Below are 14396 nucleotides of genomic sequence, written 5' to 3' on the forward strand. Positions count from 1 at the left end.
AAAACGCCCGGCCAGTGCCGGGCGTTTTTCATGGGCCGGATAGTTCGTGGCGCCCATTGTAGGAGCGGGCCATGCCCGCGATCGCGCGCATGGCGCGCTCCTACAAAGTCCGCAGGACTCACCCGCCGATCAGATGCTTGAGCGGATGGTAATCCGCCTTCAGGTTCCCCGCCGCCTTGATGATCGCCTGCTCGATGGCATTCAGGTGCATGCAGGTCAGTTCGATGGCCGCCGCCTGGTTGCCCGCCTCGATGAATTCGATCAACCGCAGGTGCTCGTTGCCCCGGCAGGTCTCGTGGTGTCCATCGTCCAGGGTCGTGGCGTAGAGCGAGGCGCGCTCGATCAGCTTGCGGAAGAAGTCCAGCAGCACCGGGTTGCCCAGCGCCGCCGCCAGCTTCAGGTGAAACTCGCCGAGCAGGTGGACGAACTGCGCATGGTCATGGTCGTGGGCCGCGTCTTCCAGCGCCACGTGGTCGCGCAGGTCCTGGAAGATCGCGCTGTCGGCGCGGCGGCAGAGTTCGCTGACGATGCCGATCTCGATCAACCGCCGCGTTTCGAACAGCGAGCGGATCTCCTCGTCGCTGGGTAGCGACACCCAGGCGCCCTTGTTGAGCGCGGAGGACACCAGCCCGTCCGCCTCCAGTTGCTTGAGCGCCGCGCGCACCGAAGTGCGGCTGACCTTGAACAATTCTGCCAGCGCCGCCTCGCCGAGCTTCATGCCCGGGCGCAGGCTGCGTTTGCTGATTGCCTCGTAAACCCCCTGGTAGACGCGTTCCACCGTGGACTCGGGGTGATTCTCCGCCATGAGCGACTCCGTCTCTTTCTTGACCCTGGAAAGGATGCCGCAAATCCGTCCGTGCAAAACCAGTTGCAGAAGAAAAATACATCAGTTATTTCTAGGTTGCATTCAAATATTGCATACAAAAACAAGAGGAATGCACCAAAATGAATCACTCGTCGTCAGTCGAGATCCGTCGGGTCAGCAAACGCTACACCGATGATCCGAACGTCGCCCCCGCCCTCAACGAGGTCTCGGTCGATATTGCCCATAACGAGTTCTTCACCTTGCTGGGGCCGTCCGGCTGCGGCAAGACCACGCTGCTGCGCAGCATCGCCGGCTTCGAGAACGTCACCTCCGGCGACATCCTCGTCGGTGGCGAGCGGGTCAACGACCTGCCTCCGTACCGCCGGCGCATCAATACCGTGTTCCAGAGCTACGCACTGTTCCCGCACATGACGGTGTCGGAGAACATCGCCTTCGGCCTGGAAATGCAGGGCCTGTCCCGTGGTGAAATCCCCAATCGCGTGAAGGAGATGCTGGCGCTGGTGCAGATGGAGCACCTGGCGCGGCGCAAGCCGGCCGAGCTGTCCGGCGGTCAGCAGCAGCGCGTGGCCCTGGCCCGTGCGCTGGCGCCCAAGCCCTCGGTCCTGCTGCTCGACGAGCCGCTGTCCGCGCTGGATCTGAAGCTGCGCAAGGAGATGCAGGTCGAACTCAAGCGCGTGCAGGAAGAGGCGGGCATCACCTTCATCTTCGTCACCCACGACCAGGAAGAAGCGCTGACCCTGTCCGACCGCATCGCCGTGATGTCCCACGGCAACATCATGCAGATCGGCACCCCCAACGAGATCTACGAGCGTCCGCGCCATCGCTTCGTCGCGCAGTTCATCGGCGACATCAACTTCCTCCCCGGCCAGATGCGCCAGGGTGCTTTCCACCCCAACGCGATGCCGGCGGAAATCCCCTGCCAGGTGCCCGACGGGCTGGACCAGAACAGCGTGCAGCTGGCTTTCCGCCCGGAGCGCTCGAAGCTGGTCGATCCGTCGCAGCCGCACCATCTGCGCGCGGTGATCGAGACGGTGATGTATGTCGGCACCGCCACGCTGTACCGCTGCCGCCTGCCCGATGCCTCGCAGATCACCCTGCGCGAAAGCAACGAAGGCGGTCGTGCCCGCGACGTCGGCGAGGCCGTGGCAGTGCACCTGCCGCCCCAGGCCTGCCTGCTGATGGAGGCCTGACCATGACCGAGTCGCCCACCACCCGACGCCTGTTGCTGCTCAGCCCGGTGGCGCTGACCTTGCTCGGGCTGATCGCCATCCCGCTGGCGATCATGGGTTACATCAGCCTGCTGCCGCGCAACCTCTACGGTGGCGTCGACTGGCACGCCGACTGGCAGATCCAGAGCTACGTGCAGCTGTTCTTCCAGGAGGACTTCGACGGCAACCTGGAGCTCAACTGGGTCTACGCCCAGGCGCTGCTGCGCTCGTTGTTCCAGGCCGGCGGCACCACGCTGCTGTGCTTCCTCTTCGGCTTCCCGGTGGCGCTGTGGATGACCAGCCTCAGCGAGCGCTCGCGCAATCTGATGGTGTTGCTGATCACCATCCCGTTCTGGACCAACCTGCTGATCCGCAACTACGCCTGGCTGATCATCCTGCGCGAGCACGGCTGGATCGCCCAGACGCTCAACGCGCTGTTCCCCCAGGCCGGCGGCATCACCCTGCTGTACAACGACTTCGCCGTCTGCGTGGGGCTGGTGTACAGCTTCCTGCCGTTCATGATCCTGCCGATCTACTCGACCCTGGAGAAGCTCGACTGGCGTCTGGTCGAGGCCGCCTATGACCTCGGTGCCAACCGCTGGAAGGCGCTGCGCCGGGTGATCCTGCCGCTGTCCATGCCCGGTGTGATCGCCGGCTCCCTGCTGGTGTTCGTGCCGAGCCTGGGCGCCTTCATCACCCCGGCCATCCTCGGCGGCGGCAAGACGCTGATGATCGGCAACCTGATCCAGCAACAGTTCGGCACCGCGCGCAACTGGCCCCTGGGCGGCTCGCTGTCGTTCCTGCTGCTGGCGATCATGCTGCTCGCACTGATCGCGTTCGCCCTGTATAGCCGCCGCGCCGCCAAGGCCGTCCACCTGGGAGGAGCCAACGCATGATCGCCCAGCACCTGAAGAAACTGCCCGGTACCCGCGAGACCAGTATCCTGGTCCTGGCCTACCTGTACCTGCCGATCCTCGTGCTGATCGGCTACAGCTTCAACGCCAACCGTTCGGCCACGGTGTGGACCGAGTTCTCCTTCGCCTGGTACGGCAAGATCGTGGTCAACCCGTCGATCCAGGCCGCCGCGTTCAACTCGCTGGTGGTGGCGGGCTTCGCTACCGTGCTGTCCACCGCTATCGCGCTGGCGGCGGCACTCGCCACTTCGCGGCCGTTCTACGGCCGGCGGCTGGTGGAAGGCGGGATCAACCTGCCGCTGATCCTGCCGGAGATCGTCATCGCGGTGGCCACGCTGCTGCTGTTCATGTCGCTGGGGATCAAGCTGGGCCTGATGACGGTGATCGTCGCCCACGTCGGCTTCTGCATTCCCTTCGCCTACCTGCCGATCCGCGCGCGCCTGAATGACCTGGACAAGAGCCTGCTGGAAGCCGCCGGCGACCTGTACGCCAGCCCCTACCAAGTGTTCCGCCGGGTGACCCTGCCGCTGCTGTGGCCGGCGGTGCTGTCCGGTGCGGTGCTGGCGTTCGTGGTCAGCCTCGACGACTTCATCATGACCTTCTTCGTCGCCGGGCCTGGTTCGACGACGCTGCCGGTCTACATCTTCTCGGCCATCAAGGCCGGGGTAACCCCCGAGATCAATGCGATCTCGACGCTCATGCTGGTGATTTCCATCGTCCTCGTGGTGCTGTCGTACTGGCTCGGCCAGCGCGGCAAACCGGACGCCTGATCAAGACTGCCGACCTTTCGCTCTTTCTGGAGAAAACGATGAAGTTGAATGCCCTGCGTCACGGCCTTGCCGGTTTGTCCCTCGCCCTGCTGGCCACTGGCGTCGCCCAGGCCGAGGAGCCCAAGCAGCTGTTCTTCTACAACTGGACCGACTACTACCCGGTGGAGCTGCTGGCCAAGTTCGAGAAGGAGACCGGCATCAAGGTCACCATGGACGGCTACGACAGCAACGAAACCCTGCTGGCCAAGCTGCAGGCCGGTGGTGCGGCATACGACGTGATCGTGCCGTCGCACTCGATCATGCAGACGCTGATCAAGCAGGACCTGCTGCTGGAGATCGACACGCCCAAGCTCGCCAACTTCCAGTACGTGAAGCCGGCCTTCCGCGACCCGGCCTTCGACCCGGGCCGCAAGTACTCGGCACCCTACCTGTGGGGCAGCACCGGTTTCTCCTACGACAGCGCGCGGGTGCCGGGCGGCAAGCTGGATGATTCCTGGAAGGAATTCTTCGAGCCGCGTCCGGAACTGCAAGGCCAGGTCGCTGCACTGGACACCCCGAGCAGCCTGATCAACGCCGCCGCGCACTACCTGAACGTCGACGAATGCACCGAGCGCCCGCAGGACGCCAAGAAGATTCTCGAACTGCTGCAGAAGCAGAAGCCCTTCCTGAAGATGTACAGCTCGGACAACACGGTGGACCGCATGGCCTCCGGCGAAGTGGTGCTGATGCAGAACTGGAACGGCTCCACCGCCCGCGCCACGCTGCAGAAGAGCACCATCAAGTACGTTTACCCGAAAGAGGGCGTGGCCTCCTTCCAGGACAACTTCGCTGTGCCCAAGAGCGCGCCGCACCCAGAGAACGCCAAGGTCTTCATCAACTGGATGATGAAGCCGGAGAACGCCGCCGCGGTGACCAACGCCATCGCCTATTCCAACGGCATCGAGACCGACAAGCTGCTCGACGCCAAGTGGAAGGTGATGGACGCCATCAACATGCCGCCGGAGTACGCACAGCGCCTGCGCCTGGAGAAGGAATGCAGCAACAAGTCCCGCGAGCTGCAGGATCGCATCTGGTCCAAGCTCAAGGGCTGATGGTTTGACCGGGCCCCGCGATTCGGGGCTCGCTCCTACACGTGTCGTCCAGATCCACCCCGTAGGGCGCATAAAGCGGAACGCTTTATCCGCCGTCGAGCTCATCGGCGGATAACCGCGAGCGGTTATTCGCCCTACGTCTTTTATCCGATTCTTGTTCGAGGTCCCCATGACCGACAGCTACTGGCTGCGCAACATCCGTCCGCTGGGCAATGCCGCGGAAGACTTCCTCATCCGTGACGGTCGCATCGCCGAGCGCCGCCCGGCGAGCAACACCACGCCGCAGGCCGGCGACTTCGACGGCGCTGGCCAGCTCCTGCTGCCGCCGCTGGTGGAAAGCCACTGCCACCTGGACAAGACCCTCTGGGGCCAACCCTGGCGCCCCAACAGCGCCGGCCCCACGCTCAAGGATTACATCGCCAACGAGCGCCGCGTGCTGCGCGAGATCGACGCGCCCATCGCCGCCCGCGCCGGCGCGCTGTTGGAGCAATGCATCGCCCGAGGCTCGCTGACCTTCCGCTGCCACGTCGACATCGACCCCGAGCTGGGTCTGCGCCATGTCGAAGCCATGATGGCGCTGCGCAAGCGCTACGCCGACCTGATCGACATGGAGTTCGTGGTCTTCCCCCAGACCGGCCTGGTCAGTCGCCCCGGCACCTCCGAGCTGATGCGCGAAGCGCTGGCGCTGGGCGTGGAAAACGTCGGCGGCCTCGACCCATGCGGCATCGACGACGACCCCATCGCCCAGCTGGATATCGTCTTCGGCCTGGCCGTGGAATTCGGCCGTGGCGTCGACATCCACCTGCACGACAAGGGCGAGCTGGGCCTTTGGCAGATCGCCCGCATCGCCGACTACACCGAGCGCCACGGCCTGCAGGGCAAGGTGATGATCAGCCACGCCTACTGCCTGGGCATGGCGCCCTGGGGGCAGGTCAAACCGCTGGCCGAGCGTCTGGCCAAACTGAAGATTTCGCTGATGAGCTCGGCACCGGCCGATACCCCGGTGCCGCCGTTCCTCGCCCTGCGCGAAGCGGGGGTGAACCTGTGCCTGGGCAGCGACGGCATCCGCGATGCGTGGTCGCCCATGGGCAACGGCGACATGCTCGAACGCGCCATGTTCCTCGCCTTCCGCTTCGACCTGTGCAAGGACGATGACCTCGCTGCCGCCTTCGACGCCGCCAGCGCCAGTGGCGCCCGGGCACTGGGCCGCGAGCCGGCGCGTATCGACGTCGGCGCGGCGGCGGACTTCCTCCTGCTGCCGGCGCAGACCATCGGCGAGGCCGTGGTCGCGCGTCCGGCGCAGCGCCAGGTATTCAAGGCCGGCAAGCTGATTGCCGAGCACGGGAAACTGCTGGAGTCGCGCCTGTGAGTGTTCCGCGCATTGGGCTGAAAGCCAGCTTCTTGGTCGGCTTCGATGGCCGCCAGCACGTGCTCTGGCGCCACGGCGAAGTGGTGTTCGAGGGCGGGAAGATCCTCTTCGTCGGACGCGGTTTCCCCGGCGAAGTCAGCCAGTGGATCGACTACGGCCACGCGCTGATCGGCCCCGGCTTCATCGACCTCGACGCCCTGGGCGATCTCGACTCCACCGTCCTCACTCTGGACAACGGCGCCGAGTGGAATATGGGCCGCGTCTGGTCCGAGGACTATCTGCGCGCCGGGCCGACCGAGTGCTACAGCCCGGACGAGGAACTGTTCAAGTACCGCTACGCCTTCACCCAGCTGATCCGCAACGGCATCACCACCGCCATGCCGATCACTTCCATGTACTACCGGCGCTGGGCCGAGCACTACGACGAATTCGCCGGGGTCGCTGCGCTATCCGGCGAACTCGGCCTGCGCACCTACCTCGGCCCCTGCTACATGAGCGGCATGACCTACGCCCGCGCCGACGGCAGCCCCGCGCAGCACTGGGACGAAGCCGCCGGTCTTGCCGGATTGAAGGAAGCCGAACGCTTCTTCCGCGACTTCGACGGCGCCCATAGCGACCTAGTGCGCGGCGCGCTGCTGCCCGACCGCATCGAAACCTGCACGCCCGCGCTGCTGGAGCGCACCGCCGCCGTACAGCGCGAACTGAACGCGCCGCTGCGCCTGCACTGCTGCCAGTCGCGTTACGAAGTGGAGCTGGTGCGCCGCCTGCGCGACACCTCGTCGCTGCAATGGCTCGACAGCCACGGCCTGCTCAACCCGCGCAGCGTGCTGCCCCACGGCATCCTGCACAGCGGCGAGCACGAGTTGCAGCGCCTTGCGGATACCGGCGCGAGCCTGGTGCATTGCCCGGTGGTGTTCGCCCGCGAAGGTGATGCGCTGGACTCGTTCGGCGCATACCGCGCGCGGGGCATCAACCTCGCCATGGGCACCGACACTTTCCCGGCGGACATGCTCGACAACCTGCGTCAGGGCCTGAACATTGCGCGGGTGAAGGAGGGCAATGCCGAGCACACGCGCATGCTCGATCTCTACAACGCGGCCACCCTCGGCGGTGCCCAGGCGTTGGGCCGCGACGATCTCGGCCGCCTCGCTCCAGGCGCTCGCGCGGACATCACCGTGTTCCGCCTCGGCGCCTTCCACCAGGGACCGTTCTTCGACCCGCTGAAGAACCTGTTCACCGCCGGGCGTGGCGACGACTGCATCGCCAGCTTCATCGACGGCCGCTGTGTGATGCAGGACGGCCAGGTGATCGGAGTCGACCATGCCGACCTGCAACGCCGCGCCGATGCGCTGTTCCAGAAGCAGATGCAGCACCATGCCGAGCGTGCCTTCGGCAATCCGCCGTGGCGCACGTTGTTCCATTCCGCGATTCCCTTTGCCGATGCCTACAGCGCCGAGGCACCGATGCTGGACGTTCGCTGAAGCAATGGACGCGGGAGAGCGCCACTGGGCTCAGCGCGTGGAACTGGCGTAACCGGCGTGCGCAAGACCCTGTAGGAACGCGCTTGCTCGCGAACCGCCCTGCGCCAGGGCAGCCGGTGATTCCGTTAGCGAGCAAGGGCTAGGCGCCCCCCTCGGTCCTGCAAGGAACTCCCCGCGCAAAAAGCAAAAACGCCCGGCAGAATGCCGGGCGTTTTCGTTTCCCTCGAACGCTTACTGCTGATGCAGTTTCCACGCATCCCCATGGGGAGCGGTGCCCTTGTCGTAGGGGCGGAACAGCGTCATGTAGACCAGGCCCAGCGCGATCACGATGCCACCCACCAGGATGATCCCGTAGTTCAGGTACCAGGGCGCATCCGGCGTGCGCGGCCAGGACATGTTGACGATCGCGAGGACGCCATAGATCTGGGCGGCGATATTTACCGGCCAGCCCCATTTACCCAGGGTGAAGGCGCCGCTCGGCTGCCAGCCACGGGCACGGGCGAACAGGGCGCCGGCGACGATCATCTGGAACGACAGGTAGATGCCGATGGCGGCGAAGCTGACCACGGTGCCGATGGCGTTCTGCAGGTAGAAACCGATGCAGACGATGGCGGCCGGGATCACGCCGCACACCACGAGGGCGGCGGTGGGCACATGCGTGTTCGGCGACAGACGCTGCAGCAGGCGGCTGCCCATGACCATCTCGTCGCGTGCGTAGGAATACAGCAGGCGACTGGCGGCAGCTTGCAGGCTGAGTACGCAGGAGACGAAGGAGACCAGGATAACCAGCATCACCAGGCGGGCACCGAGCGGGCCGAAGGCGTTGTCGAAGATGGTGGTCATCGGGTCCTTGTCGGTACCGGAGATCACCGCGCCAATGTCCGGCACTGCCAGGATCAGTGCCAGGGCGGCGAACATCGAGGCGCCACCGCCGATCCAGATGGTCATGCGCATGGCCTTGGGAATGCGTCGGCTCGGATTGGGCGTTTCCTCGGCGACATCACCACAGGCCTCGAAGCCATAGTAGAGGAACATCCCTGCCAGCGAGGCGGTGAGGAACGCCGGCCAGTAGGCGCCGTCGATGCGGATGTCGAAGGTGTTGAACAGCACGGATATCGGCTGGTGGCGTTCGAAGATCAGCAGGTAGCCGCCAATCACGATGGCGCCGATCAACTCGCAGAGGAAGCCGAACATGGCCACCCGCGCCAGCAGTTTGGTGCCGCTGAGATTGAGCAGCGTGGCAATCAGGGTCAGGCTCAGGCCGATCAGTGTGTTGGTGGCCGGGGTGGCCTCGTAGCCGAGCAGGGTGGCCACGTAGGGACCGGCGCCAAGGGCCACTGCGGCGATGGTTACGCACAGCGATACCGAATAGATCCAGCCAACCATCCACGCCCAGCGTTTACCCACAAGGCGTCGGGCCCAGGGGTAGACGCCACCGGAGATGGGAAACTGCGAAACCACTTCGCAGAAGATCAGGCACACCAGCATCTGCCCGATGCCCACCAGCAGGTAGGACCAGAACATCGGCGGGCCGCCTGCTGCCAGGCACAGGCCGAAGATGCTGTATACGCCGACCACCGGCGAAAGATAGGTGAAGCCCAGGGCGAAGTTCTGCCACAGGCTCATGCTGCGTTCGAAGTTGGAGGAATAGCCCAGCGCGCGGAGCTGTTCCGCGTCGCGGTCGACCGGGGCGAGACCGGGGTGGATCGGACTGTTCATCGTTATTATTCCTGTATGGCTATGCACGTTGGCATCGAACAGATGGATCGGGACTGGGGCCTTTGGGCCAAGGGTGACAACGGTGTAATCAAGGGCGGCCTGGCTGGCGGTAACAGTTCTGGACGCCTGCAGAGAGCAAGCACAGCCTATGCCATATTACATATGACTTAAAATGTTTTATTGCTTGAGCAGCACCGGGTCATGCTGATCCCTCGGGAAGCCTTGAACTAGAGCAGGACGTGCTGGCCGATGAGCAGGGCCCTTGCACGGCTCGACGCGGCTTACAGGGCTTGCAGGCACTTCGATCGAGGGCGGAAGTGGGCCGGGGTAACGCACAGTGCTCCTTTATGGAGCACTGTGATGGCTCAGGCTGCGTGGCGACGCTTGTCCGGCAGTTGCACCAGGGTCCAGTGCGCCGACTGTTCGGCGAGGCTGGCGCGTTGGCAGCGGGCATCGGTGGCGAAGCCCACGCTGGCCATCTCGCCGGCGGTGAAGTTGGCGGTATTGGCTGCCACGACGCGCCCTTCGCCGCTGATGATCAGGGCCTCGTGGTCAAGGCGCATGAGCTTGGCGGTGACTACCCGCTCGAAGCGATTGAGGGCTATGTCGGCGGCGGCCACGCCGATGAAGCGGTTGTCCACCAGCACCGGGCGGGAGAAGGTGAGGATGTACATGTCCTGGCCGTAGAGGTCGACATAGGGGCCGACCACGGTACTGCGTCCGCTCTCGCGTGGCGTGGCGAACCAGGGCATGGCGCGGTAGTCGTAGAAGTTCTCGCAGCGACGGTTGAAGTTCAGGCTCAGCGGCACGGTGCGCCCGCCGCTGCCGAGCTGGCGCCATTCCAGGTACATTTCCTGATCGTGCAGTACGCCGGGTTGCAGCACCACGCCGCAGCCCTGCAGGCAGGCTCCGGGCTGGGTCAGGCAACTTTCGATGAGCGGGCGCAGGCTGGCCAGCTCCGGCGAGGTGACCGGCTTGGTACCGGCGTCGCGCCAGATGCGCGCAATTTCCTCTGCCAGGGTATCGATCTGGGCAAAGATGTTACTGATCGACACGTCAATGCGCTGGGCGCACTCGTTCAATTCCTCGCTGCACTGCACGCTCGCCATAGCCTGGGTCTCTTGTAATAGGGGCTGATCGCACCTCTGCGGATAAAAATCCTAAATCAGAGGTTTTTGACGAGTAAAAAGGGGCAAGTGCTGTGCCAACTAGCTTGGCTCTTGGGCCAGAAGCTCCAGTTTCATGTCGATAAGGCGTTTTACGCCCCGATTCACATGAGCTTCGACCATGGCGCCGGCCAGGTTTGGATCGCCGGCTACGATCGCCTCGCGGATCGCCGCATGCTCCTGCTGGATGGTTTCCACGCTGGGCGCACCGGGCATCGGTAGCCAAAGCAGTTCGCCGATTTCCGCCTGCAGGCGGATTTCCGCGTGGGTGAGACGCACCGACTGCGAGGCTACGGCAATCTCGATGTGGAAGCGGGCATCGGCGCGACGGCGTTCGTGACGGCTGCCAGCCTTGCCCAGGGACTCGATGTAGTGCGCAAGCTGCTGGTGGTGTTCCCGCGAGGCGCGCTTGGCGGCCAGGCGCGCGGCGGTACCGGAAATGGCGATGTGCTCGTCGCAGAGATCGCGCAGGTCGATAGTGCTCAGTTCGTCGAGGCGGCCGAGGACGATCTCTGCTGGGATTTCTTCGATGGCGCGGATGAAGCTGCCGCCGTTTCGCCCGCGGCGAGTCTCGATGACGCCGCGTTGACGCAGATAGGCCAGCGCTTCGCGCAGGGTTACGGTGGCCACTCCGAATTGCATGGCCAGTTCAGTTTCGCTGGGCAATTGCTGGCCCTCGGCGAACAGTCCGAGGTCGATGGCATCCATCAGCCGACGGACCACTTCTTCGGTACGGCCTTCCTGGCGCAGGCGAATGAACGGGCCGGGAGCAGTGGGGGAGGATCCATTCATGCTGCGGTACGACCGCGGCGAGGCAGGGCGCCGGGGCCTGAACTCCTGTAGGGGACCGAAAGTGATAAGAGTTGGTGCAGTATAACCTCATACCCAGAGCTTAATGTTGAAAGCGGCCGCCCCGAAGGGCGGCCGTTTGCCACAACAGTTGTCAGAAGGGGTAGGGCAGGCTCGGCATCCAGTGCTGCCAGATGCGTTGCAGCTCGCCGTCGACCTTCAATGCGGCGAGGGCGGTGTCCACTTCGTCCAGCCATCGCGTCTGGCCGCGCCGTACCGCAATGCCCCAGCGATTGTGGGTGGGTACGCTGAAGCCGATGGCGAGATCGGCTTCCTCGGCCAGCGGCACCAGCGCCACGTCGTCGTCCACCAGGGCATCGATGTGACCATCGCGCAGGGCCTGGACCATATCCCCGAGCACGTCGTCACTGTCTCCGCCGAAGGGCACGGTGATGCAGCCTTCGAACGTTTCCGCCAGCGCCATGTTGAGGCTGTTGGCGATTGCCCCGACCTTCTTTCCGATGAGGTCCGCCGGGCTGCGCACGAGGCTGCCGCGCAGCACCATCACGGCCTCGTCGAACACCGCATAGGGGGCGGTGAAGTCGGCGAGGCTCATGCGGTAGGCAGAGATGCCCTGGCCACACAGCAGGATGTCGGCATCGCCGGCGTCCAGCGCCGGATAGAAGTCCGCCCAGTTGCGGTAGACGAATTCCGCTTCTCGACCCAGGCGTGCGGCCAGGGCACGGGCGACGTCGGATTCGTAGCCGTGACGGTAGCCGGCGGCGTCCTTGTGGAACAGCGGCGGAGCCGGCAGGTCCGCGCACAGCACGCGCAGTGTGCGGCTCATGGCAGGTAGTCCATGTACATCTTGCTCTCCCATTCGGTGACGACGGAGCAGTAGCGAGCCCACTCGTCGGCCTTCAGGTCGCGGTACAGCTCGGCCATCGCCGGGGGCAACGCGCCGCGCACCACGGCGTCGGCATCGAACGCCTGCACGGCTTCGCCAAGGGTCATCGGCATGTGCACGTTTTCGCGAGCGGTGGGGATGCTGTCGCTGTTGTCCGGGGCGCCGGGGTCGGTGCGATTGACCAGGCCGTCGCGGATGCCGGCCAGCAGCAGGGTGTGCGACAGATAGGGGTTCACGCTGGCGTCGGGCAGTTTGTATTCGAGGCGGCCGTTGGCCGACAGACGCACGGTGCAGGTCTTGTTGTCCATGCCCCAGTTCAGGCGGTTGGGGGCGAACAGACCGGCGTCCCAGAAGCGCTTGTAGGAGTTTACGGTGGAGGCCATCACCAGCATCGAGCCGGGGGCATGGGCGAGCAGGCCGCCGAGAGCGTGACGGCCGGTTTCAGTCAGGTGCAACTCGCGGCGGCCGGCTTCGGCCAGCACGTTCTGCTCTCCTCGCCAGAGGCTGAAGTTGTGGTGGCAGCCACTGCCCATGCTGCCCGTGGTCGGCTTGGGCATGAAGCTGGCGCGCACACCGAATTCGTTGGCCACCTGGCGGCAGATCAGGCGGTAGGTCACCAGGCGGTCGGCGGTGAGATGGCAGTCGTCGAACATCCAGTTCAGCTCGAGCTGGCCCGGGTCTTCGTAGTCGCCTTCGATCATGTCCAGGCCCATGGCCCCGGCGTATTGCATCACGCGCTGGAAGATCGGGCGCATGGTCTCCAGGTTGCCCAGGTGGTAGGCCGGGCTGGCTCCGGGGCGTACCTTGACCTCCAGCTTGTCGCCGAACCAGGTCATCTCCGGCTCGCAGCCGGTCTTCAGGCTCAGTCCGGTTTCGGCGGTGAAGGCGTTGTGGCTGTCGATCAGCAGGCCGCGGGTGTCGGTGGCCAGCACCTGGCCGGCGACCTCCTGGCGATGGTCCGGCTCGTACAGGCGACAGAAGAGGCTGCCGATGGACTTGTCCCAGGGCAGTACGTTGAAACTGCTGACATCGGGAATGGCGGTGAATTCGGCAGCCTGGGCGCCGCCACCCAGCAGCACACCGGCACGGGTGCTCTGCAGGTCGGAAAGCGCGGTGCGGTGGAATTGCACGCCCTTTTCCAGATTGCGCAGCAGGTGCTTGGCCGGTACCACCTTGGCGAGCACCCGGCCGCTGAGGGTGACCACCTGGTAGTACAGGTACTCCACGCCTGCATCGCGAATGCGGGCGGCGAGGTCCTGGGCGACGGCGGAACTGGTGTTGTATTCCTTGTGTAGGTCGAGCGCTGTCATTTCGGGGTACTCCTCGGGCAGCGGCAGGCAAGGCACGCTGCTTATGGGTTGATGTCTATCTATATATATTAAATATGTTGTTATATGTTTTTATCGGAAAACAAACCTCTCTGGCGAGCCGGGCCTCGCGATGGCATTAATTCAGGGGCGGACGTGCTCGCGGAAGAAGTCCGCAGCCCAGCAGGCGATCTGTTGGTTGTCCGGGGTCAGTTTGTGTAGCGAGTCCCAGGCCTGGGCCGTGACATTGGCGGGAAGCAAGCCGTTGCCGTAGCGGTCGAGCAGGGCTGCCAGGTACTCATGGGTGAATTCCGGGTGGAATTGCACCGAGCGCGCCGGGAAGCTGTAATCCAGTGCACCGTAGGGGCAATGCACGGAGCCGCCGACGACGCGAGCCTCGGGCGGCAGGCTGCTGACCTGGTCCTGATGGAATACCAGGGTGGCTGCATCCTTCAGCCCTTCGGCGTCGTAGCGGTAGGGCTGCGCGCCGACACCCCAGCCCACGTCGGCACGGCGAGTGCGGCCGTCGTAGGCGTCGGCCATGATCTGGTGGCCGAAGCAGATGCCGAATACCGGCTTCCGCAAGGACCTCAGCCGTCGCAGGAAGGTGACCAGGCGCAGCATCCATGGGCTGTGTTCGTAACAGCTGTGGCGCGATCCGGTCAGCAGGTAGCCGTCGAAGGCCTCGGCATTGGGCAGGGCTTCGCCGTTAACGGCCGAGACATAGGTGAACTGCGCCTCGGGCAAGGCCGGGGCCAGCCAGCGTTCGATCATCGACGGATAGCTGCCGAAATCGCTCTGCAATTGCTCGGGGACCAGGCCGTTCTCGATGATGCACAGGCGCATGGT

13 protein-coding genes are annotated in these 14396 nt (G+C 64.8%); 6 read left to right on the forward strand and 7 right to left on the reverse strand.

Features of this window, described 5'->3' with window-relative positions; genetic code table 11:
* Positions 1-118 precede the first annotated feature (118 nt).
* A complete protein-coding gene (locus ACQ5BL_RS15035; RefSeq protein ID WP_243804560.1) occupies positions 119-805 on the reverse strand; it encodes a GntR family transcriptional regulator in 687 nt (228 codons plus the stop codon).
* Between the two features lie 140 nt (positions 806-945).
* Between ACQ5BL_RS15035 and ACQ5BL_RS15040 the strand changes: the two genes are divergently transcribed.
* The 6 genes from ACQ5BL_RS15040 to ACQ5BL_RS15065 all read left to right on the forward strand — a co-directional run bounded on the left by ACQ5BL_RS15040 (position 946) and on the right by ACQ5BL_RS15065 (position 7659).
* Positions 946-2016 carry an ABC transporter ATP-binding protein gene (locus ACQ5BL_RS15040; RefSeq protein ID WP_243804561.1) on the forward strand — a complete coding sequence of 357 codons (1071 nt, stop codon included), beginning with the start codon at positions 946-948 and terminating at the stop codon, positions 2014-2016.
* Positions 2017-2018: 2 nt separating this feature from the next.
* The gene (locus ACQ5BL_RS15045) at positions 2019-2930 is read left to right on the forward strand and encodes an ABC transporter permease (RefSeq protein WP_243804562.1); all 912 of its coding nucleotides are present in this window, start codon (positions 2019-2021) and stop codon (positions 2928-2930) included.
* Entirely contained in the window at positions 2927-3718 is a 792-nt protein-coding gene (locus ACQ5BL_RS15050) for an ABC transporter permease (RefSeq protein ID WP_243804563.1), read from the forward strand. The genes ACQ5BL_RS15045 and ACQ5BL_RS15050 overlap by 4 nt, the downstream gene beginning before the upstream one ends.
* A 38-nt stretch (positions 3719-3756) precedes the next feature.
* Positions 3757-4809, forward strand: a complete 1053-nt coding sequence (locus tag ACQ5BL_RS15055) for an extracellular solute-binding protein (protein ID WP_243804564.1) — start codon at positions 3757-3759, stop codon at positions 4807-4809.
* A 169-nt stretch (positions 4810-4978) separates the two neighbouring features.
* Positions 4979-6178 carry an amidohydrolase family protein gene (locus tag ACQ5BL_RS15060; protein WP_243804565.1) on the forward strand — a complete coding sequence of 400 codons (1200 nt, stop codon included), beginning with the start codon at positions 4979-4981 and terminating at the stop codon, positions 6176-6178.
* Positions 6175-7659 (forward strand): amidohydrolase family protein, encoded by a 1485-nt coding sequence (locus ACQ5BL_RS15065; protein ID WP_243804566.1) that lies wholly within the window; start codon positions 6175-6177, stop codon positions 7657-7659. Before ACQ5BL_RS15060 ends, ACQ5BL_RS15065 begins: the two co-directional genes overlap by 4 nt.
* Positions 7660-7890: 231 nt before the next feature.
* Here ACQ5BL_RS15065 and ACQ5BL_RS15070 read toward each other — a convergent pair whose 3' ends face one another.
* The 6 genes from ACQ5BL_RS15070 to ACQ5BL_RS15095 form a co-directional block, all read right to left on the reverse strand.
* Entirely contained in the window at positions 7891-9378 is a 1488-nt protein-coding gene (locus ACQ5BL_RS15070; RefSeq protein ID WP_243804567.1) for an APC family permease, read from the reverse strand.
* 365 nt (positions 9379-9743) lie between these two features.
* A complete protein-coding gene (locus ACQ5BL_RS15075) occupies positions 9744-10487 on the reverse strand; it encodes a cache domain-containing protein (protein ID WP_243804568.1) in 744 nt (247 codons plus the stop codon).
* A gap of 99 nt (positions 10488-10586) precedes the next feature.
* On the reverse strand, positions 10587-11336 hold the full coding sequence (locus tag ACQ5BL_RS15080) for a FadR/GntR family transcriptional regulator (protein ID WP_243804569.1): 750 nt from the start codon (positions 11334-11336) through the stop codon (positions 10587-10589).
* A gap of 151 nt (positions 11337-11487) precedes the next feature.
* Complete coding sequence (locus ACQ5BL_RS15085; RefSeq protein ID WP_243804570.1) at positions 11488-12180, reverse strand: substrate-binding periplasmic protein; 693 nt, start codon at positions 12178-12180, stop codon at positions 11488-11490.
* The gene (locus ACQ5BL_RS15090; RefSeq protein WP_243804571.1) at positions 12177-13550 is read right to left on the reverse strand and encodes a glutamine synthetase family protein; all 1374 of its coding nucleotides are present in this window, start codon (positions 13548-13550) and stop codon (positions 12177-12179) included. Before ACQ5BL_RS15090 ends, ACQ5BL_RS15085 begins: the two co-directional genes overlap by 4 nt.
* A gap of 141 nt (positions 13551-13691) precedes the next feature.
* On the reverse strand, positions 13692-14393 hold the full coding sequence (locus ACQ5BL_RS15095; protein WP_243804572.1) for a type 1 glutamine amidotransferase: 702 nt from the start codon (positions 14391-14393) through the stop codon (positions 13692-13694).
* Positions 14394-14396: the final 3 nt, after the last annotated feature.

The organism is Pseudomonas sp. B1-22, from assembly GCF_050474425.1.
Classification (GTDB): Bacteria; Pseudomonadota; Gammaproteobacteria; order Pseudomonadales; family Pseudomonadaceae; genus Pseudomonas.

Coding starts and splice junctions, on each gene's coding strand:
- ACQ5BL_RS15050 (WP_243804563.1), top strand. CDS start 2,927: ATGATCGCCCAGCACCTGAAGAAACTGCCCGGTACCCGCGAGACCAGT.
- ACQ5BL_RS15090 (WP_243804571.1), bottom strand. CDS start 13,550: ATGACAGCGCTCGACCTACACAAGGAATACAACACCAGTTCCGCCGTC.
- ACQ5BL_RS15095 (WP_243804572.1), bottom strand. CDS start 14,393: ATGCGCCTGTGCATCATCGAGAACGGCCTGGTCCCCGAGCAATTGCAG.
- ACQ5BL_RS15055 (WP_243804564.1), top strand. CDS start 3,757: ATGAAGTTGAATGCCCTGCGTCACGGCCTTGCCGGTTTGTCCCTCGCC.
- ACQ5BL_RS15060 (WP_243804565.1), top strand. CDS start 4,979: ATGACCGACAGCTACTGGCTGCGCAACATCCGTCCGCTGGGCAATGCC.
- ACQ5BL_RS15080 (WP_243804569.1), bottom strand. CDS start 11,336: ATGAATGGATCCTCCCCCACTGCTCCCGGCCCGTTCATTCGCCTGCGC.
- ACQ5BL_RS15070 (WP_243804567.1), bottom strand. CDS start 9,378: ATGAACAGTCCGATCCACCCCGGTCTCGCCCCGGTCGACCGCGACGCG.
- ACQ5BL_RS15075 (WP_243804568.1), bottom strand. CDS start 10,487: ATGGCGAGCGTGCAGTGCAGCGAGGAATTGAACGAGTGCGCCCAGCGC.
- ACQ5BL_RS15040 (WP_243804561.1), top strand. CDS start 946: ATGAATCACTCGTCGTCAGTCGAGATCCGTCGGGTCAGCAAACGCTAC.
- ACQ5BL_RS15085 (WP_243804570.1), bottom strand. CDS start 12,180: ATGAGCCGCACACTGCGCGTGCTGTGCGCGGACCTGCCGGCTCCGCCG.
- ACQ5BL_RS15035 (WP_243804560.1), bottom strand. CDS start 805: ATGGCGGAGAATCACCCCGAGTCCACGGTGGAACGCGTCTACCAGGGG.
- ACQ5BL_RS15045 (WP_243804562.1), top strand. CDS start 2,019: ATGACCGAGTCGCCCACCACCCGACGCCTGTTGCTGCTCAGCCCGGTG.